Annotated in this window: 18 protein-coding genes; 14 read left to right on the forward strand and 4 right to left on the reverse strand. The window is 72.3% G+C overall.

Going from position 1 to position 17588, the window contains the following annotated elements:
* Positions 1-142 precede the first annotated feature (142 nt).
* The 8 genes from FHU40_RS27730 to FHU40_RS13810 are packed head-to-tail and all read left to right on the forward strand — an operon-like array spanning position 143 to position 7650.
* Complete coding sequence (locus FHU40_RS27730) at positions 143-562, forward strand: YciI family protein (RefSeq protein ID WP_215526459.1); 420 nt, start codon at positions 143-145, stop codon at positions 560-562.
* Entirely contained in the window at positions 559-1803 is a 1245-nt protein-coding gene (locus FHU40_RS13780) for an RNA polymerase sigma factor (protein ID WP_343057853.1), read from the forward strand. Before FHU40_RS27730 ends, FHU40_RS13780 begins: the two co-directional genes overlap by 4 nt.
* Positions 1804-1832: 29 nt before the next feature.
* Positions 1833-2408 (forward strand): TetR/AcrR family transcriptional regulator, encoded by a 576-nt coding sequence (locus tag FHU40_RS29520; RefSeq protein WP_215526461.1) that lies wholly within the window; start codon positions 1833-1835, stop codon positions 2406-2408.
* A gap of 60 nt (positions 2409-2468) precedes the next feature.
* Positions 2469-3617 (forward strand): aromatic ring-hydroxylating oxygenase subunit alpha, encoded by a 1149-nt coding sequence (locus FHU40_RS13790; RefSeq protein ID WP_183592878.1) that lies wholly within the window; start codon positions 2469-2471, stop codon positions 3615-3617.
* Entirely contained in the window at positions 3614-4540 is a 927-nt protein-coding gene (kce, locus tag FHU40_RS13795; RefSeq protein ID WP_183592879.1) for a 3,5-dioxohexanoate:acetyl-CoA acetone transferase, read from the forward strand. The genes FHU40_RS13790 and kce overlap by 4 nt, the downstream gene beginning before the upstream one ends.
* The gene (locus FHU40_RS13800) at positions 4527-5477 is read left to right on the forward strand and encodes a 3-hydroxyacyl-CoA dehydrogenase NAD-binding domain-containing protein (RefSeq protein ID WP_183592880.1); all 951 of its coding nucleotides are present in this window, start codon (positions 4527-4529) and stop codon (positions 5475-5477) included. The genes kce and FHU40_RS13800 overlap by 14 nt, the downstream gene beginning before the upstream one ends.
* A 56-nt stretch (positions 5478-5533) precedes the next feature.
* Positions 5534-6907: an NAD-dependent succinate-semialdehyde dehydrogenase gene (locus tag FHU40_RS13805; protein WP_183592881.1), complete on the forward strand. Its 1374-nt coding sequence runs from the start codon at positions 5534-5536 to the stop codon at positions 6905-6907.
* Complete coding sequence (locus FHU40_RS13810) at positions 6904-7650, forward strand: SDR family NAD(P)-dependent oxidoreductase (protein WP_183592882.1); 747 nt, start codon at positions 6904-6906, stop codon at positions 7648-7650. Before FHU40_RS13805 ends, FHU40_RS13810 begins: the two co-directional genes overlap by 4 nt.
* Before the next feature lie 32 nt (positions 7651-7682).
* On the opposite strand, the gene serC is transcribed toward FHU40_RS13810, so the two are convergent.
* The gene (serC, locus tag FHU40_RS13815) at positions 7683-8804 is read right to left on the reverse strand and encodes a phosphoserine transaminase (protein ID WP_183592883.1); all 1122 of its coding nucleotides are present in this window, start codon (positions 8802-8804) and stop codon (positions 7683-7685) included.
* A 51-nt stretch (positions 8805-8855) separates the two neighbouring features.
* On the opposite strand from serC, the gene FHU40_RS13820 reads away from it, so the two are divergent.
* Positions 8856-9371, forward strand: coding sequence for a GNAT family N-acetyltransferase (locus FHU40_RS13820; protein WP_183592884.1), 516 nt, complete (start codon positions 8856-8858; stop codon positions 9369-9371).
* Here FHU40_RS13820 and FHU40_RS13825 read toward each other — a convergent pair.
* Positions 9324-10187, reverse strand: coding sequence for an ABC transporter permease (locus FHU40_RS13825; protein WP_183592885.1), 864 nt, complete (start codon positions 10185-10187; stop codon positions 9324-9326). The two genes, FHU40_RS13820 and FHU40_RS13825, sit on opposite strands and share 48 nt — an antisense overlap.
* On the reverse strand, positions 10184-11119 hold the full coding sequence (locus FHU40_RS13830; RefSeq protein ID WP_183592886.1) for an ABC transporter ATP-binding protein: 936 nt from the start codon (positions 11117-11119) through the stop codon (positions 10184-10186). The genes FHU40_RS13825 and FHU40_RS13830 overlap by 4 nt, the downstream gene beginning before the upstream one ends.
* 131 nt (positions 11120-11250) lie before the next feature.
* On the opposite strand from FHU40_RS13830, the gene FHU40_RS29525 reads away from it, so the two are divergent.
* From FHU40_RS29525 to FHU40_RS13850, 4 genes are all read left to right on the forward strand, one after another.
* The gene (locus tag FHU40_RS29525; protein WP_183592887.1) at positions 11251-12324 is read left to right on the forward strand and encodes a histidine kinase; all 1074 of its coding nucleotides are present in this window, start codon (positions 11251-11253) and stop codon (positions 12322-12324) included.
* Positions 12321-12989, forward strand: coding sequence for a response regulator (locus FHU40_RS13840; protein WP_343057855.1), 669 nt, complete (start codon positions 12321-12323; stop codon positions 12987-12989). The genes FHU40_RS29525 and FHU40_RS13840 overlap by 4 nt, the downstream gene beginning before the upstream one ends.
* 804 nt (positions 12990-13793) lie before the next feature.
* Positions 13794-15038 (forward strand): HNH endonuclease signature motif containing protein, encoded by a 1245-nt coding sequence (locus FHU40_RS13845; RefSeq protein ID WP_183592888.1) that lies wholly within the window; start codon positions 13794-13796, stop codon positions 15036-15038.
* Positions 15039-15085: 47 nt separating this feature from the next.
* Positions 15086-15739 carry a hypothetical protein gene (locus FHU40_RS13850; protein ID WP_183592889.1) on the forward strand — a complete coding sequence of 218 codons (654 nt, stop codon included), beginning with the start codon at positions 15086-15088 and terminating at the stop codon, positions 15737-15739.
* Here FHU40_RS13850 and FHU40_RS13855 read toward each other — a convergent pair.
* The gene (locus FHU40_RS13855) at positions 15673-16776 is read right to left on the reverse strand and encodes a citrate synthase 2 (protein WP_183592890.1); all 1104 of its coding nucleotides are present in this window, start codon (positions 16774-16776) and stop codon (positions 15673-15675) included. The genes FHU40_RS13850 and FHU40_RS13855 overlap by 67 nt on opposite strands.
* A 38-nt stretch (positions 16777-16814) precedes the next feature.
* Between FHU40_RS13855 and pdxH the strand changes: the two genes are divergently transcribed.
* Positions 16815-17453, forward strand: a complete 639-nt coding sequence (gene pdxH, locus FHU40_RS13860) for a pyridoxamine 5'-phosphate oxidase (RefSeq protein WP_183592891.1) — start codon at positions 16815-16817, stop codon at positions 17451-17453.
* Positions 17454-17588: the final 135 nt, after the last annotated feature.

The following is a 17588-nucleotide window of genomic DNA, read 5'->3' on the forward strand; positions in this document are numbered from 1 at the left end:
ACGTCGTGGGTGGGCTCCGCCAGGCGGCCGCGCGGACGAGGTGATCGAAAGAAATTCTCCCGTCGGTGTCGATTCCGGGGCAGCGCCGTTCGTCTGTCGGGTGAGAGGGTCGGAAGGCGACCCCACCGAGGAAGGCTGAACGATGAAGTACATGCTGATCATGCGGGCCACCGACGAGGCGTTCGAGGCGTTCGCGAACGTCGACTTCGACGAGATCATCGAGACGATGGGCCGCTTCAACGAGGAGATGATCTCGGCGGGCGTGCTGGTCGCCGCGGAGGGTCTCGACGACGCCGAGCAGGGAGTCGTGATCGACTTCTCCGCGCAGCCGCCGGTGGTGACCGACGGGCCGTACGGCGAGACCAAGGAGCTCTTCGGCGGTTTCTGGATCCTCGACGTGGCGTCGAAGGAGGAGGCCGTCGAGTGGGCCAAGCGGGCGCCGATGACGGGGCCGGGCATGAAGACCGAGATCCGCCGGGTCGCGAGCATCGACGAGTTCCCGCAGGACAACCCCTGGATCCAGAAGGAGCGGGCGTGGCGGGAGGCGACCGGTCAGCTGTGACCACGCCGGGGGCCACCCGCCAGGCGGTCGAGGCGGTGTGGCGGATCGAGTCCGCCCACATCGTCGGCACCCTGGCCCGCTACACGGGTGACTTCACGCTCGCGGAGGACGTCGCGCAGGAGGCGCTGGCCCAGGCGCTGGTGACCTGGCCCCGCGACGGCGTACCCGCGAACCCCGCCGGGTGGCTGCTGACGACCGCCCGCCGGCGCGCGATCGACGCGTTCCGGCGGCGGTCGGCCCTCGACGAGAGGTACGCCGCGCTCGCCCACGAGACGTCCGAGGCCGAGGAGCCCGACTGGGACCCGGACCGGATCGAGGACGACGTGCTCGCGCTGATGTTCATCTCCTGTCACCCCGCGCTGTCGCGCGAGGCGCAGGTCGCGCTGACGCTGCGGGTGCTCGGCGGCCTCACCAGCGACGAGATCGCGCGGGCGTTCCTGGTGCCGACGGCCACCGTGCAGGCCCGGATCACCCGGGCCAAGAAGACGCTCGCCGCGGCGCGGGTGCCCTTCGAGGTGCCGCAGGCCGACGAGCGGCGCGATCGGCTGCCGTCGGTGCTCAGCGTGATCTACCTGATCTTCACCGAGGGGTCGACCGCGTCCGCCGGCTCGGCGCTGATCCGGGTCGATCTGGCCCGCGAGGCGATCCGGCTCTCCCGGATGCTGACCCGGCTGGTGCCCGACGACGCCGAGGCCCACGGGCTGCTCGCCCTGCTGGAGCTGACCGCCGCCCGCTTCCCGGCGCGGCTCGACGAGTCGGGCGAGCCGGTGCTGCTCGAGGACCAGGACCGGCGCCGCTGGGACCGCTCCGCGGTCCGCCGCGGGCGCGCGGCGCTGACGGCGGCCGGACGGACCGGTCGCGGGCTCGGCCCGTACGGCGTCCAGGCCGCCATCGCCGAGTGCCACGCGGTCGCACCGTCGGTGGCGCAGACCGACTGGGCGAAGATCGTCGTGCTCTACGAGGCCCTGAGCCGACTGGCCCCGTCGCCGATCGTCTCGCTCAACCACGCCGTCGCCGTCTCCATGGCCGACGGCCCCGCCGCGGCGCTGCCGCTGGTCGACGAGCTCGTCGCCGACGGCGCCCTCGCCGAGACCCACCTGCTGCCCACGGTCCGCGGCGAGCTGCTCACCCGCCTGGGCCGCACCGCCGAGGCACGCGAGGAGCTCGGCACCGCCCTCGCCCGGTGTCGCAACGACGGAGAGCGGCGGGTGCTCGAGCGCAAGCTGGCCGCGCTGGGCTAGGAGGACTGGCCTCCCTCTAGGCTGCCGACGTGGAGACCAGCGCGCCCGGGAAGGATCGTCAGGAGCGCATCCTCGACGCCGTCGTCGAGCTGTTGTCCCACGGCGGCATCTCGTCGGTGAGCATGCGGGCGGTCGCGCGGGAGGCGGGCGTCTCGCTGGGGCTGGTGAACTACCACTACGCCGACAAGGCGAGCCTGATCGCGGCGGCGCTGCGGCGGGTCGAGGAGCAGGACCTCGCGATCGTCGCACCCGACCCGGACCTGTCGCCCGAGGAGCGGCTGCGGGCCGCGCTGGCCCGGGTGGCCGCGCCGGAGTACCTGACGACCGAGTACCTCTCGCTGCGCCTCCAGCTCTGGTCGCTCGCCCAGGCCCACGAGGACTTCGAGCAGATCAACACCGAGGCGCAGAAGCGCTACCGGGCCGGGCTGGCCGCACTGATCCGCGCGGCCCGGCCCGAGCTGTCGCGGGGTGAGTGCGCACGACGGGCGGCCGACATCGACGTGGTGCAGAACGGCCTGTGGCTGACGGCGCTGCTCGGCCTGGACCGCGCGTCGGTGAAGCGGAGCGTCGTCCGGTGCGAGGAGATCGCCCTGCGCGACGACTGAGACTGAACGATCGTCCAGTGAGGGATTGAACGTTCGTCCAGTTCTTCGTACGCTCCGGGTATGACCAACGTCACGACCGAGGACGTACGCCGCGTCGCCAGCGGCTTCCACGAGGACCCGGGGCAGTCGATGTCCCTGCGGGCGGAGACCTACACCGACTCACGCTGGGCCGACGCCGACGTCCAGGCGATCTTCGGGCGCACCTGGCAGTGGATCTGCCACGTGGAGAAGCTCGCCACGCCCGGCAGCTACGTGTCGGCGACGGTCGCCGGCATGCCGGTCGCGGTGGTCCGCGACCGGGACGGCGGCCTGCGGGCGTTCTACAACGTCTGCAAGCACCGCGCCCACGAGCTGCTCTCGGGGTCGGGCACGACCCGGAACATCGTCTGCCCCTACCACGCCTGGACCTACTCCCTGGACGGGCAGCTGAAGGCGGCCCGCCGCGCCGACCGGATGGCGAGCTTCGACAAGGGCGACATCTGCCTCGACCGGGTGCAGGTCGAGGAGTTCGGCGGCTTCGTCTACGTGAACCTCGACCCGGCCGCCGCGCCCCTCGGCGAGCAGGCCGGGGACCTGCTGGCCGAGATCGAGCACTGGGCGCCCGACGTCGCGAGCCTCACCCACGCCAAGCGGCTGACCTACGACGTCGCGACGAACTGGAAGAACGTCATCGACAACTTCCTCGAGTGCTACCACTGTCACATCGCACACCAGGAGTTCGTCGACCTCGTCGACATGGACACCTACGAGGTGCGGACCCACGGCATCTGGTCGAGCCACTTCGCCGAGGCGGGCAAGCACGAGAACTCGGCGTACGACGTCTCCGGCGCCTCGGTGACCGAGCACGCCGTGTGGTGGCTGTGGCCGAACACCTGCCTGCTCCGTTATCCGGGCCGGGGCAACTTCATGGTCTTCCAGGTGATCCCCGACGGGCCCGAGCGCACCCTGGAGACCTGGGACTTCTTCCTCGAGACCACCGAGCTCACCGAGGGCGAGGAGCAGTCGGTCCGCTACATCGACGACGTGCTCCAGCAGCAGGACATCGCACTGGTCGAGAGCGTCCAGCGGGGGATGCGCACGCCGGCGTTCGACCAGGGGCGCATCGTGTTCGATCCCGACCGCTCCGGCTCCGGGCTGTCCGAGCACGGCGTCCACCACTTCCACGGGCTGGTGCTCGACGCCTACCGCGCCTGGGTGGGTGGCCGATGAGGCCCGTGATCATCACCTGCGCCCCGACCGGCGGCATCCACACGCCGACGATGTCACCGCACCTGCCCGTCACGCCCGACGAGATCGCGGCCGCGTCGATCGAGGCCGCGGAGGCCGGGGCCGCGATCATCCACCTGCACGCGCGCAACCCGGAGACCGGTCAGCCGGACCCGCGGCCCGAGCTCTTCCTCGAGTTCATGCCGCAGATCGCCGCCTCGTGCGACGCCGTGCTCAACGTCTCGACCGGCGGCGGCCTGGGCATGACCCGCGAGGAGCGGCTGCGCGCGGCCGTGGCGACGTCGCCGGAGATGGCCTCGCTCAACGTCGGCTCGCTGAACTTCGGCATCTTCCCGATGCTGGAGAAGTACGCCGAGTGGAAGCACCCGTGGGAGCCGGAGTTCCTGGAGATGACGCGCGACTTCATCTTCCGCAACACCTTCGCCGACCTCGAGTACATCGTGAAGGAGCTGGGCCAGGGGCACGGCACGAGGTTCGAGTTCGAGTGCTACGACCTCGGCCACCTCTACAACCTGGCCTGGCTGATCGACCAGGGCTGGCTGGAGCCGCCGTTCTTCGTGCAGATGGTCTTCGGCGTGCTCGGCGGCGTCGGCGCCGACCTCGACAACCTGCAGCACCTGCACACGATCGCGCAGAAGCTCTTCGGCGACAGCTACGAGTGGTCGGTGCTGGCCGCGGGCCGCCACCAGATGTCGTTCGCCACCCAGGCGGCGATGCTCGGCGGCAACCTCCGTGTCGGCATGGAGGACAGCCTCTTCATCGGGCCCGGCGAGCTCACGCCCTCCAACGCCCACCAGGTGCGCAAGATCCGCGGCATCGTCGAGGCGCTCGGCCTCGAGGTCGCGACCCCGGCGCAGGCGCGCGAGCGCCTCGGCCTGAAGGGAGCCGACCGTGTCACCTTCTGACGAGGCCCCCGAGCCCAGGGCCACCCACAGCGGCCGGGTCGCCGCGCTCGGCGGCGGGCTGATCGGCCGCAGCTGGACGGCGCTGTTCCTGGCCGCCGGCCGATCGGTGGCGGTCTACGACCCCGACCCGGCCACCGAGCGCCGGGTCCGGGAGACGGTCGAGAGCGCCTGGCCGGTGCTGCGCGAGCTCGGCCTGACCGACGACAGCGAGCCGCGCGGCGATCTCGACATCTGTCGCGACCCGCGGGCCGCGGTGGACGGCGCGACGTTCGTCCAGGAGAGCATCCCGGAGCGGCTGCCGCTCAAGCACGAGCTGTACGCCGCGGTGGAGCCGGTGCTCGACGCGCAGGCCGTCGTCGCCTCCTCGGCGTCCGGGCTGACGCTCAGCGAGCTGCAGGGCGGCTGGGGCGACCCGTCGCGCCTGGTGCTCGGGCACCCGTTCAACCCGCCCCACCTGATCCCGCTGGTCGAGGTGATGGGCAACGAGCGCACCGCCCCCGGAGTGGTCGCCACGGCCCGGCGCTTCTACGAGTCGGTCGGCAAGGTCACCATCGAGGTCCGGCGGGAGGTGCCGGGCCACGTCGCGAACCGCCTCCAGGCGGCGCTGTGGCGCGAGGCGATCCACCTCGTCAACGAGGGCGTGGCCACGGTCGAGGACGTCGACAAGGCGGTCGCGTCCGGGCCGGGTCTGCGGTGGGCGGTGATGGGTCCGACCCTCCTCTTCCACCTCGGCGGCGACGACGGCGGACTCGCGACGTTCTGCGAGCGGTACGCCGACAGCTTCAACCGCTGGTGGGCCGACCTCGGCGACCCGAGGCTGGACGCCGCCACGGCGCGGCGCCTCGTCGACGGGCTCGGTGCGGGCGCCGTCGACGCGGAGCTCGTGGCCCGCCGCGACGCGCTGCTCACGGCGGTCGTCGCGGCGACGCACGGGTGACATTCACCGCGGATGCGGCAGTGTGGACCCAGGACACCCACGAGAGGACATGGCAGATGACCGAGACCGCGGCTCAGCCCGCCTACGCATCGACCAACCCCGCCACCGGCGAGGTGGCCGCCACCTTCGACTTCGCGACCGATGCGGCGATCGGCGAGGCGCTGGCCGCGGGGCACGGCGCGTTCCTCGACTGGCGCACGCTCACCGTCCAGGAGCGCGCCGCCCTGGCCAAGCGCATCGGCGGGCTGTTCGCGGAGCGGTGCGACGAGCTCGCTCGGATCGCCGTCGAGGAGATGGGCAAGCCGCTGGGCGAGGCGGTCGAGGAGGTCGAGTTCTGCCAGGCGATCTTCGACTACTACGCCGAGCACGGCCCGGACCTCGCGGCCGACCAGCCGATCACGTCGTTCTCCGGTGACCAGGCGGTCGTCGAGAAGCGGCCGATCGGCCTGCTGCTCGGCGTGATGCCGTGGAACTTCCCGTACTACCAGGTGGCGCGCTTCGCGGCGCCGAACATGGTGCTCGGCAACACCATGCTGCTCAAGCACGCCGAGTCGGTGCCGCGGTGCGCGGAGGCGATCCAGCGGCTCTTCGACGACGCGGGCGTGCCCGCCGGCGTCTACCAGAACGTCTTCGCGACCTTCGGCCAGGTCGAGCAGATCATCGCCGACCCGCGGGTGCAGGGCGTCTCGCTCACGGGTTCCGAGCGCGCCGGCTCGCGGATCGCGGCGCTCGCCGGCCAGCACCTGAAGAAGTGCGTCCTCGAGCTCGGCGGCTCCGACCCGTACGTCGTGCTCGACGCCGACGACGTGGCCGCGGCCGCCACCCAGGCCTGGGAGACCCGGATCTACAACACTGGCCAGGCCTGCAACTCCAACAAGCGGATGATCGTCATGGACGACGTCTACGAGCCGTTCGTCGCCAGGCTCACCGAGCTCGCCGGCGGCCTCAACCCCGGCGACTACTCGCCGCTGTCGTCGCGGACCGCGCTGGACCGTCTCAAGGAGGTCGTGGACGACGCCGTGGCCCAGGGGGCGACGCTGCACGCGGGCGGTGTGGTCGGCGACGGCCCGGGCGCGTACTACTCGCCCGCCGTCCTCACCGGGGTCACGCCGCAGATGCGCGCCTACCGCGAGGAGCTCTTCGGCCCGGTGGCCGTCGTCTACAAGGTCTCCTCCGACGAGGAGGCGCTGGAGCTGGCCAACGACACCGACTACGGCCTCGGCGGTGCGGTGTTCAGCTCCGACGTGGACCGGGCGACCAAGGTGGCCGCACGGCTCGACGTCGGCATGGCGAACGTCAACACGCCTGCCGGCGAGGGCGCGGAGATCCCGTTCGGCGGGGTGAAGCGCAGCGGCTTCGGCCGCGAGCTCGGGCCGCTCGGCATGGACGAGTTCGTCAACAAGCGGATGTTCTACGTCAAGAGCTCATGACCGGCCGGGTCGCCGTCGTCACGGGCGGGGGCCGGGGCATCGGGCGCGAGGTCGTCGACCGGCTGCGCGCCGACGGTGCCCAGGTCGTCACCTGCGGCCGCGGACCGCGTCCCGACGACCTGGCGAGCGAGGTGCGCTGGGTGCGGGCGGACGTCGCCGACCCGGGTGCCGCCGCCCGGATCGTGGCGGCGGCGACCGAGCTCGGCCCGGTGTCGGTGCTGGTCAACAACGCCGGCGTCCAGGTCGAGCGCACCGTGCTCGAGAGCACCGACGACGACTGGGACCTGGTGGTCGGCGCGAACTGCCGCGGCGTGTTCAACCTGTGCCGGGCCGCACTGCCCGGCATGACCGCGAGCGGTGGGGCGATCGTCAACATCGGCTCGGTCTCGGGCGTCGTGGCCGACCCGTCGATGGCGCTCTACAACGCCTCGAAGGCCTTCGTGCACGCCCTCACCCGCTCGATCGCCGTCGACCACGGGCCGCAGGTGCGCTGCAACGCGATCCTCCCCGGCTGGATCGAGACCGCGATGGCCGACGACGCCTTCGCCCTCGCGCGGGACCCGCACGCCGCCCGGCGGGACGCCGTCGCCCGGCATCCGGCCGGCCGGCTGGGCACCCCGGCCGACGTCGCGGCCATGGTCGCCTGGCTGGTCTCCGACGACGCGTCGTTCGTCACCGGTCAGTGCCTCACCGTCGACGGCGGCCTGACCGCCGCGTCGCCGCTGCGACCCGGGCTCGGGTGAGCCCGGGCCCAGGCTCGAGGTGCTCGGCTCGATCAGAGCCGCTCGACGACCCAGTCGATGCACCGGGTGAGTGCCTCGATGTCGGCGGGGTCGACGGCCGGGTACATCGCGATCCGCAGCTGGTTGCGGCCGAGCTTGCGGTAGGGCTCGGTGTCGACGATGCCGTTGGCGCGGAGCACCTCGGCCAGGCGGGCCGCGTCGACCGAGGGCTCGAAGTCGATGGTGCCGATCACCAGCGACCGGTGCGCCGGGTCGGCGACGTACGGGAAGGCGACGGGGGACTTCTCGGCCCACGTGTAGAGGGCGTCCGACGACTCCGTCGTCCGGGTGACCATGCCGGCCAGTCCGCCGTTGGCGTGCATCCAGTCGAGCTGCTCGGCCATCAGGAAGAGCGTGGCGACCGCGGGGGTGTTGTAGGTCTGGTTCTTCAGCGAGTTGTCGATCGCGGTCGGCAGGTCGAAGAACGCCGGGATGTGCCGCCCGGACGCCGCGATCGCGGCCGCGCGGTCGAGGGCCGTGGGGGAGAAGAGTGCGATCCAGAGCCCGCCGTCGGAGGCGAAGCACTTCTGGGGGGCGAAGTAGTAGACATCGGTCTCGCGCACGTCGACGGGCAAGCCGCCCGCGCCCGACGTCGCGTCGATCAGCACGAGCGAGTCCGGGGCGGCGCCGGCGGGCCGCACGATCGGCGCCATCACGGCCGTCGAGGTCTCGTTGTGTGCCCAGGCGTAGACGTCGACGCCGTCCTCGGCGACCGGCTCCGGGCGCGAGCCCGGCTCGGACTCGATGACCGTCGGTGCGGCCAGCCAGGGCGCGGCCGCGGCGGCCTTGGCGAACTTCGACGAGAACTCGCCGAAGGACAGGTGCTGGCTCCGCTGCTCGATCAGCCCGAAGGTGGCGACGTCCCAGAACGCCGTGGCGCCGCCGTTCCCGAGCACCACCTCGTAGCCCTCGGGCAGCGAGAAGAGCGAGGCCAATCCCTCCCGGACCCGGCCCACGAGCGAGCGGACCGGCGCCTGCCGGTGCGACGTGCCCATCAGCGTGGTGCCGGTCGCGGCGAGCGCGTCGAGGTGGGAGTTCTGGATCTTGGAGGGCCCGGCACCGAAGCGTCCGTCGGTGGGGAGGAGGGCACGGGGGATCTGCAGGGCGTCGCTCACGCTTCCCTATTCTGTCAGCCGCGGCACCGAGCCCGAGGAGCACGACAGATCATGAACATCCGACGCGTCGGCTACGGCCACGCCGACGCGCTCCGCCTGATCGAAGAGGTGCAGTCGGAGTACGTCGCCCGGTACGGCGGTCCCGACGAGACGCCCCTGGATCCGCTGATGTTCGAGCCGCCCGAGGGCAGCTTCTTCGTCGGGTACGTCGACGGCGAGCCGGTCGCGACCGGTGCCTGGCGGCGCTCGGGCGTCCGGGCGTTCGGCACCGATCGCACTGCCGAGGTCAAGCGGACGTACGTCGTGCCCGCCGCCCGCGGCCGGGGCCTGGCGCGGCGGATGCTCACGGCCCTGGAGACGAGCGCCGCCGCGCACGGCTTCGAGGCGTTGGTGCTGGAGACCGGGATCAACCAGCCCGAGGCGATCGGGCTCTACGAGTCGAGCGGCTACGTGCCGGTGCCGCCGTTCGGCCACTACCGGGAGTCGCCGCTCTCCCGCTGCTACGCCCGCCGTCTGCGCTCAGGCGACGTCGCGCCGCCGCACCAGGGCGATCGACAGGAGCGGTAGCGCGACGACGTACGCCAGCACCGTCCAGGCCGCCTGGGTGCCGGAGATCGCATCGACGACGCCCGGAGTGCCGCCGCCGGCGTCGACGCCGATCAGCGAGCCCACCAGTGACCCGGCCGCGGTGCCCGGCAGCACGTGGGTGAGCGCCTCGACCGCGCCGAGCAGGCTGCCGACGCCGCGCAGGAGGTTCTCCACGACCAGCGCCCACACCAACCCGAGCCCGACCGACAGGGCGGGGCCGCGGGCGAGCGTGCCGAGCGCGAACCCGGCCAGCGCCCACATCTCCAGCACCAGCACACCGGCCAGCACCGACTCGAGCACCGAGCCGGCCGAGGGCCACACGACGTGCTGGCCCTCGCTGACCGCGATCGCCAGCGAGACCCCGGCGTACAGCACCAGCGTGAACAGCACCGTCCCGACGACGTACACCGTGGTCGCGACCAGCGAGCCGGCGACGGCCGCCGACCGCGACGGCCCCTGGGTGAAGACGGTCTTCCAGGTGCCCCAGCCGTAGCCGCTCCCGGCGACGATCGCGCCGAGCACCATCATCAGCGCGCCGCCGAACATCGGCATGCCCTGCAGCAGCACGTCCGGCACCGAGATCGGCATCAGGTCGCGCAGCACCGACGACATCGACTCGCCCTCGTTGGAGAAGCTGTTGTCACCGGTCTTGTAGGCCAGATAGCCGAACACGTAGCCGAACATCAGGGCGAGCGCCGCCCACGCGCCCAGCGTCACCCACACCGCCGGCCAGCGCCGCATCCGCAGCAGCTCGGCCCGGGTGCTCCTCATCGTCGCGGTCAGGATCGCGTTCATCGCAGTGCCTCCTCGGTCTCGTCGTTGCGGTGCGTGGTGGTCATCTCGAAGAAGACCTCCTCGAGCGTCCGCTCGCGGCTGGCCACCTCGTGAACGTCGACCCTCGCGGCCACCAGGTCGCGTACCAGGCCCGGCGCCGCCGTGGCGGGCAGCTCCAGCACCAGCTCGTCGCCGAGCACGCGTACGCCGTCGTCCCCGGCGACCCGCATCGCGACCGCGAGCGCCCGGTCGACGGGCTCGGCCCGCAACCGCAGTGACGCACTGCCGCGCAGGTCGGCGACGGTCGACTCACGCAGCAGCCGCCCGTTGTCGATCACCCCGACCCGGTCGCAGATCTCCTGCACCTCGGCCAGCAGGTGGCTGGAGAGCAGCACGGTCTGGCCGCCGCGGGCGAGCGCGACGATCAGCGCCCGCATGTCGGCCATGCCGGCCGGGTCGAGCCCGTTGGTGGGCTCGTCCAGCACGATCAGGTTCGGGTCGCCCATCAGTGCGGACGCGACCCCGAGCCGCTGCTTCATGCCCAGCGAGTAGCTCTTGAAGCGGTCGTCGCCCCGGTCGGCCAGGTCGACCCGCTCCAGCGCGGCGTCGACGACCCGCTCCGGGAGCCCGCGATAGCGGGCCATCACCAGGAGGTTGTCGCGCCCGGTCAGGAAGGGGTAGAAGCCCGGACCCTCGACCAGCGCACCGACCCGCGCGGTCACCTCGGGCCGGCCCGCCGGTCGGCCCAGGACGCTGACGCTTCCGGCAGTCGGCCGGACCAGCCCCAGCATCATCCGCAGCGTGGTCGTCTTGCCCGCCCCGTTGGGGCCGAGGAAGCCGTACACCTCGCCGCGTCGCACGGTCATGCTGACCGAGTCGACGGCGAGCCGGCGGTGGTCGCCGCTGCCGTACCGCTTGGTCAGCCCATCGGTCTGCACCATGAGTTCCGTCATGGCATCCACCGTCGCCGCCCGACGGCCCCGGCGCGTCCGCTCGGCAGCGGCACCGGCGTACGCAGATCCGCGTACGCCGATGCCTCGCTCCGTCGTACGTCCTGGCGCTCGGCGCGGCCTAGCCTCGGAGCGTGCTCAGATCTCCGCTGCCCTGGCTGGTGCCGGCCGCGCTCCTGGTCGTCGGCTCGCTCGGCGCCAACCGCGGGTCGGACTCGTATCCGGCCGTGGTCGTCCTCTCGGTGGCCGCGGCGGCCGTCATCGTGCTCGCCTGCTACCGCGGTCGGTTGGCGGTGCTGCTGTCGGGCGTCGCGGTCGGTGGCTACTTCGCCGCCGGGCTCGACAACGGCCCGATGTTCCTGGCCCTGCCGCTGGCCCTGCTGGTCGCGTCGCTCCGGTCCCGGCCGCGGGCGCTGCTGCCCGCCGGGATCGTCGCCGTCGCGCTCGCCGTCGTCGGGCTGGCGGTGCGGGCCGCGACCGACGACGCGGGGCCGCAGGTGTTCTGGCAGTCCGTCGGCGTGGCCGCGATGTCGTTGGCGGCGGCGTTCGGCGGGTGGTGGCTGGTCGACCGGGGCCGGATGCGGGCCGAGCAGGCCGGACGGGCGGCGACCGAGGAGCGGCTACGGATGGCGCAGGACCTGCACGACGGCGTCGGTCACGGGCTCGCCGTGATCGCGATGCAGGCCGGGGTCGCGCTGCACGTGCTGGAGAAGGACCCGGCGGCGGCGCGCCGCAGCCTGGAGGCGATCCGCGACACCAGCCGCGAGTCGCTCGAGGCGCTGCGGGACGAGCTCGCCCGGATGGCAGGTGGCGAGGCGCCTCGGCGCACCGCCCCGGGGCTCGCCGACCTGGACCCGCTGATCGAGCGGATCCGTGCGGGCGGCCTGGTCGTGGACCGTCACGGGGACCCGGGCGACGTGCCGGGCCCGGCCGACCATGCGGCGTACGTCGTGGTCCAGGAGTCGCTGACCAACGTGTTGCGCCATGCCCGGGCCGCCCGGGCGACGGTGGGGTTGGAGCGAACGGCGACGGGGCTCGTGGTGACGGTGGTCGACGCCGGCGCCGGCGCCGTCGCTCGCGTCGGGCAGGATGGGGGCATGGGGATCGCCGGCATGCGATCGCGTGTGGAGGCCCTCGGCGGCACGCTCGAGGCCGGACCGGCGGCGTCCGGGTTCCGGGTGCGGGCCACGATCCCGGTGGCCTCGTGACCGGCCCGATCCGGGTCGCTCTCGTGGACGACCAGCCGCTGGTGCTGATGGGGCTGGCCACGCTGATCGAGTCCGAGGACGACCTGACGCTGGTCGGTGAGGCGCCCAACGGCCGTGCCGGACTCTCGCTGATCCGGCGGACCCGCCCCGACGTCGTGCTCTGCGACATCCGGATGCCGGTCCTCGACGGGCTCGGACTGCTCGCCGAGGTCGCCGCCGATCCCGACCTGGGCGGGGTAAGGGTCGTGGTGCTGACGACGTTCGAGCTCGACGAGTACGTCTTCGAGGCGCTGCGCCACGGCGCCAGCGGCTTCCTGCTCAAGGACACCGACCCCGAGCGGCTGCTCGACGCGATCCGCGTGGTCGCCGACGGCGGCTCGCTCCTCGCGCCCTCGGTGACCCGTCGGGTGATCGAGCAGTTCGGGCAGGTCGGGCCGCGAGCCCGAGCGCATCCCCGCCTCGGCGACCTGACCGACCGGGAGCGCGAGATCCTCACCTGGGTCGCCACCGGCCGCTCCAACGCCGAGATCGCCGAGGAGCTCGTCGTCAGCCCCGACACCGTGCGCACCCACGTCAGCCGGGCGATGGTCAAGCTGCACGCCCGCGACCGCGCCCAGCTCGTCGTCTTCGCGATCGAATCGGGCCTGGGCGCTCACGGTGGTTGAGGTGTGAGGGCCGCCAGGCCCGAGCCGTCACGGTGGTTTCGAGACGGTTGCTAGCGCAACCTCCTCAACCACCGTCCTCGGGATCACGGTGGTTGAGGAAGGCGCGCTGGCGCCTGTCTCGAAACCACCTTCCAGCACCCGACCCACCACATCCGCCGACGCAGCGGGGTTTCGAGACGGTTGCTGGCGCAACCTCCTCAACCACCGTCGTCGGGGGTCACGGTGGTTGAGGAAGGCGCGCTGGCGCCTGTCTCGAAACCAGCACCCAGCACCCGACCCACCGCATCCGCCGACGCAGCGGGGTTTCGAGACGGTTGCTAGCGCAACCTCCTCAACCACCGTCGTTGGGGGTCACGGTGGTTGAGGAAGGCGCGCTGGCGCCTGTCTCGAAACCACCTTCCAGCACCCGACCCACCGCATCCGCCGACACAGCGGGGTTTCGAGACGGTTGCTAGCGCAACCTCCTCAACCACCGTCCTCGTCGGGCCCGGTGGTTGAGGAAGGCGCGCTAGCGCCTGTCTCGAAACCACCCGTCGGGGCGTCGAGCTGTGGCCGGGACTAGGCCGCGTTGGTCGTGGTGGTTTCGAGACGGTTGCTAGCGCAACCTCCTCAACCACCGTCGTCAGGGGGTCACGGTGGTTGAGGAAGGCGCGCTAGCGCCTGTCTCGAAACCACCCCTCCACAAGACATCCGATCCGGGTGTGGAGGAGCACGCCGGATCGTGACCTGTTCGTGACCCAGACCCCCGCGAAATAAGGGGATCCAGGCCTTTGAGTGTCGGTGGCGGGTGCTTGAGTAGTGGGCATGACAGCACAGGCCACGCCGCGACACCGGGTGTCGACGACGACCGCGCAGATGCGCGACCTCGTCGACGCGGTGGCCGATGCGTCGGTGTGGTCCATGGACGCGGCCGAGGCGGGGGCGACGCTGGTCGAGCTGACCCGGCTGGCGGCGCAGGTCAGCGAGCTGCAGGCCCGGGTGGCCGCGCACGCCGACACGATTCACGTGGGCGCCGAGGTGGGTGCGTCCAGTGCGGCGAACTGGCTGGCCCACCAGACGAAGACCACCCGTGCGGCCGCGTACGGCGCGGTGCGGCTCGGCCACGACCTCGAACAGCACCCCATGACGCGGGAGGCGCTCGCGGCCGGGGACATCGACGTCGAGCGGGCGCGGGTGGTGGTTCGGTGGGTCGACCGGCTCCCGGCCGACCTCGGCCCCGAGACCCGGGAGAAGGCGAAGGCGCATCTGCTGGCCGAGGCGCGTCATCACGACGCCAAGGCACTGGGTCGGCTGGGGCGGCGGCTGTGGGAGGTCATCGCCCCCGACGATGCCGACGCCCACGAAGCGCAGATCCTGCAACGGCAGGAGGCGGCCGCGCTGCGGGCCTGCTCGGTCACGATGGTCGACGACGGTGACGGGAAGACCCGGGGCCGGTTCACGCTGCCGACTTACCACGCCGCCGCCCTACGGAAGATGCTGATGGCGCTCGCCGCCCCGAAGCACCTCGCGGCCACTCACGGCCCCGGCGTGGAGCGGCGGCCCGGTCCCGAGGCGCTGGGGCGGGCGCTGTGCGAGCTGATCGAGCGCTACCCCACCGACCGGCTGCCGGCCACCGGCGGGGTGAACGCCACGCTGTTGGTGGTGATCGACGAGGACACCCTGACCGGCCGCCTGGAGAAGGCCGGCGTCCTGGACACCGGTGACCGGATCAGCCCCGGCATGGCGCGGCGGTTGGCGTGCGAGGCGGGGATCATCCCCGCCGTCCTCGGCGGCAACAGCGTTCCCCTGGACCTGGGTAGGCGGAGTCGGTATCACAGCGAGCATCAGCGGATCGCCATGTTCCTGCGCGACCGCGGTTGCCGCGCCGAGGGCTGCGACCGCACCACCGGACTCCACGCCCACCACCAACAGCACTGGGTCGACGGCGGCCACACCAACCTCACCGACAGCGCATCCCTCTGCCCCTGGCACCACACCCTCATCCACGACCCCACCTACCAGACGACCTATCTCCCCACCGGCAAGATCCGGTTCCACCGAAGAACGTGACAGTCAGCCGGCGCGCCGACACGGACCGGAGCGCCTATCTTGAGCACATGCTGCTGCCACCCAAGGTCGCGCTCGGCGTCGCCGACGGGTCGGTGACCCTTGCGTTCCGCCGCTGGCGGAAGCCGGACGTGCGGATCGGCTCGGAGTTCCGCACCGTCGCCGGCGTCGTGCGGGTCGACGACGTCGAGGTCGTCGACGCCGACGCGCTCACCGACGAGGAGGCGGTGGCTGCGGGCTGGGTGGACGCCGCCCGGCTGCGCAAGCAGCTGGACAAGGTCGAGGGCGTCGCCACGACGTATCGCGTGCGACTGAGCTGGGCCGGACCGGACCCCCGCGTCGAGCTGCGTGAGAACGCCGACCTCAGCGACGACGACGTCGCCGCGATCGACGCCAAGCTGGAGCGCCTCGACCGTGCCAGCAGTCACGGGCCGTGGACGATGGCGACCCTCGACGTGATCCGGCGCCGCCCGCACACGCGAGCGCCGGACCTCGCCGCGGAGATGGGTCGCGAGCGCGATCCGTTCAAGATCGACGTGCGCAAGCTGAAGAACCTCGGGCTGACCCGCAGCTTCGACGTCGGCTACGAGGTCTCGCCGCGGGGACTGGCCTACCTCGCCCGGACCACTCGGTCAGCTCACGCGCCCCAGGCGGGTCGCCAGCCGTCGACGTCCGAGGCCGGGCGCGACGCCGGGCCGGTGTAGACCGCCGAGGGCCGGATCAGCCGGCCCGTCGTCTTCTGCTCGAGGATGTGCGCCGACCAGCCGCCGGTGCGCGCGCAGGTGAACATCGAGGTGAACATGTGTGCCGGCACCTCGGCGAAGTCGAGCACGATCGCGGCCCAGAACTCCACGTTGGTCTCGAGCACCCGGTCCGGCCGCCGCTCGCGCAGCTCGGCGAGCGCCGCCTGCTCCAGCGCCTCGGCGACCTCGTAGCGCGGGGCGGCCAGCTCGCGCGCCGTACGCCGGAGCACCCGCGCCCGCGGGTCCTCCGCGCGGTAGACCCGGTGGCCGAAGCCCATCAGCCGCTCGCCCTTGTCGAGCAGCTCCTTGACGTAGCCGCGGGCGTCGCCGCGCTGCTCGACCTCCTCGATCATCCCGAGCACCCGTGACGGGGCGCCACCGTGCAGCGGGCCGCTCATCGCGCCGATCGCGCCCGAGAACGCCGCGGCCACGTCGGCCCCGGTCGAGGTGATCACCCGGGCGGTGAACGTCGAGGCGTTCATGCCGTGCTCGGCCGCCGAGCTCCAGTAGGCGTCGATCGCCTTCACGTGCTTGGGGTCGGCCTCGCCCTTCCAGCGGATCAGGAACTTCTCCGCGAGCGTGGCGCCCCGGTCGACCTCCGCCTGCGGCACCACCGGCTGGTGCAGCCCGCGGGCCGACTGCGCGGCGTACGACAGCACCATCACCGCCACCCGCGAGAGGTCGGCGCGAGCCTGCTCGGCGCTGATGTCGTAGGTCTGCCGAAAGCCGAACGCCGGCGCCAGCATCGCGATCGCCGCCTGCACGTCGACGCGCACGTCGCCGGTGTGGACGGGGATGTTGTAGGCCTCCGCGGGCGGCAGGCCGGGGGTGTAGGCGCCGTCGATGAGCAGGCCCCACACGTTCTCGAAGGGGACCCGGCCGACGATCTCCTCGATGTCCACGCCGCGGTAGCGCAGCGCGGAGCCTTCCTTGTCGGGCTCGGCGATCTGGGTCTCGAAGGCGACGACGCCTTCCAATCCGTGGTGTACGTCAGTCACCAGCGCATTGTGCACCGAGTGACCACTAGGGTCGAGGCATGGACCTGGCGGGGCTGCGTGAGGAGTACGGCCGGGCGGGACTCGACGAGGCCGATCTCGCCCCCGACCCGGTGACGATGTTCGAGCGTTGGATGCGCGACGCGGTCGACGCCGGCCTGCACGATCCCAACGCGATGGTGGTCTCGACGGTCGGCGCCGATTCGGCTCCGTCGTCGCGGATGGTGCTGCTCAAGGGCGTCTCGCCCGACGGGTTCGTCTTCTACACCAACACCGGCTCCCGCAAGGGCGGCGAGCTCGCCGGCAACCCGCGCTGCGCCCTGCTCTTCCCGTGGCACCCCCTGGAGCGCCAGGTGCGGGTCGACGGCGTCGCGGCGCCGGTCTCGCGCGAGGCGGTGGCGGCGTACTTCGCCGTCCGGCCCCGTGGCTCCCAGCTCGGCGCGCACGCCTCTCCCCAGTCGCGGGTCGCGACCCGCGAGCAGCTCGCCGCGGCGTACGCCGATGCCGAGGCGCGCTGGCCCGAGTCCGATGGTCCGGTGCCGGTGCCGGAGGAGTGGGGCGGGTACGTCGTGCGCCCCGAGGCGGTGGAGTTCTGGCAGGGCCGCCCGGGCCGGATGCACGACCGACTGCGTTACCGCCGGGCCGGCGACGGCTGGGTCACCGAGCGACTCGCACCCTGATCGGCGGCCCGGGACGGAGCGATACCCAGCGGCAGTGTGGTCGTTCCCGGGGCTCGGGAACGACCACATCGTCACTGGGTATCGCCAGGGGCGCCGGAAACCGTTTGTGAGTGAGCGCTCACTCATTTATGCTCG

Source organism: Nocardioides soli (assembly GCF_014191495.1).
In the GTDB taxonomy this organism is placed as follows: domain Bacteria; phylum Actinomycetota; class Actinomycetes; order Propionibacteriales; family Nocardioidaceae; genus Nocardioides; species Nocardioides soli.

Excerpts from the sequence above, each read along its gene's own strand:
- kce (WP_183592879.1), top strand. The coding sequence starts at position 3,614 with ATGAGGCCCGTGATCATCACCTGCGCCCCGACCGGCGGCATCCACACG.
- FHU40_RS27730 (WP_215526459.1), top strand. The coding sequence starts at position 143 with ATGAAGTACATGCTGATCATGCGGGCCACCGACGAGGCGTTCGAGGCG.
- FHU40_RS13830 (WP_183592886.1), bottom strand. The coding sequence starts at position 11,119 with ATGACGGAACTCATGGTGCAGACCGATGGGCTGACCAAGCGGTACGGC.
- FHU40_RS13845 (WP_183592888.1), top strand. The coding sequence starts at position 13,794 with ATGACAGCACAGGCCACGCCGCGACACCGGGTGTCGACGACGACCGCG.
- FHU40_RS13810 (WP_183592882.1), top strand. The coding sequence starts at position 6,904 with ATGACCGGCCGGGTCGCCGTCGTCACGGGCGGGGGCCGGGGCATCGGG.
- FHU40_RS13790 (WP_183592878.1), top strand. The coding sequence starts at position 2,469 with ATGACCAACGTCACGACCGAGGACGTACGCCGCGTCGCCAGCGGCTTC.
- pdxH (WP_183592891.1), top strand. The coding sequence starts at position 16,815 with ATGGACCTGGCGGGGCTGCGTGAGGAGTACGGCCGGGCGGGACTCGAC.
- FHU40_RS13805 (WP_183592881.1), top strand. The coding sequence starts at position 5,534 with ATGACCGAGACCGCGGCTCAGCCCGCCTACGCATCGACCAACCCCGCC.
- FHU40_RS13825 (WP_183592885.1), bottom strand. The coding sequence starts at position 10,187 with ATGAACGCGATCCTGACCGCGACGATGAGGAGCACCCGGGCCGAGCTG.
- FHU40_RS13820 (WP_183592884.1), top strand. The coding sequence starts at position 8,856 with ATGAACATCCGACGCGTCGGCTACGGCCACGCCGACGCGCTCCGCCTG.
- FHU40_RS13850 (WP_183592889.1), top strand. The coding sequence starts at position 15,086 with ATGCTGCTGCCACCCAAGGTCGCGCTCGGCGTCGCCGACGGGTCGGTG.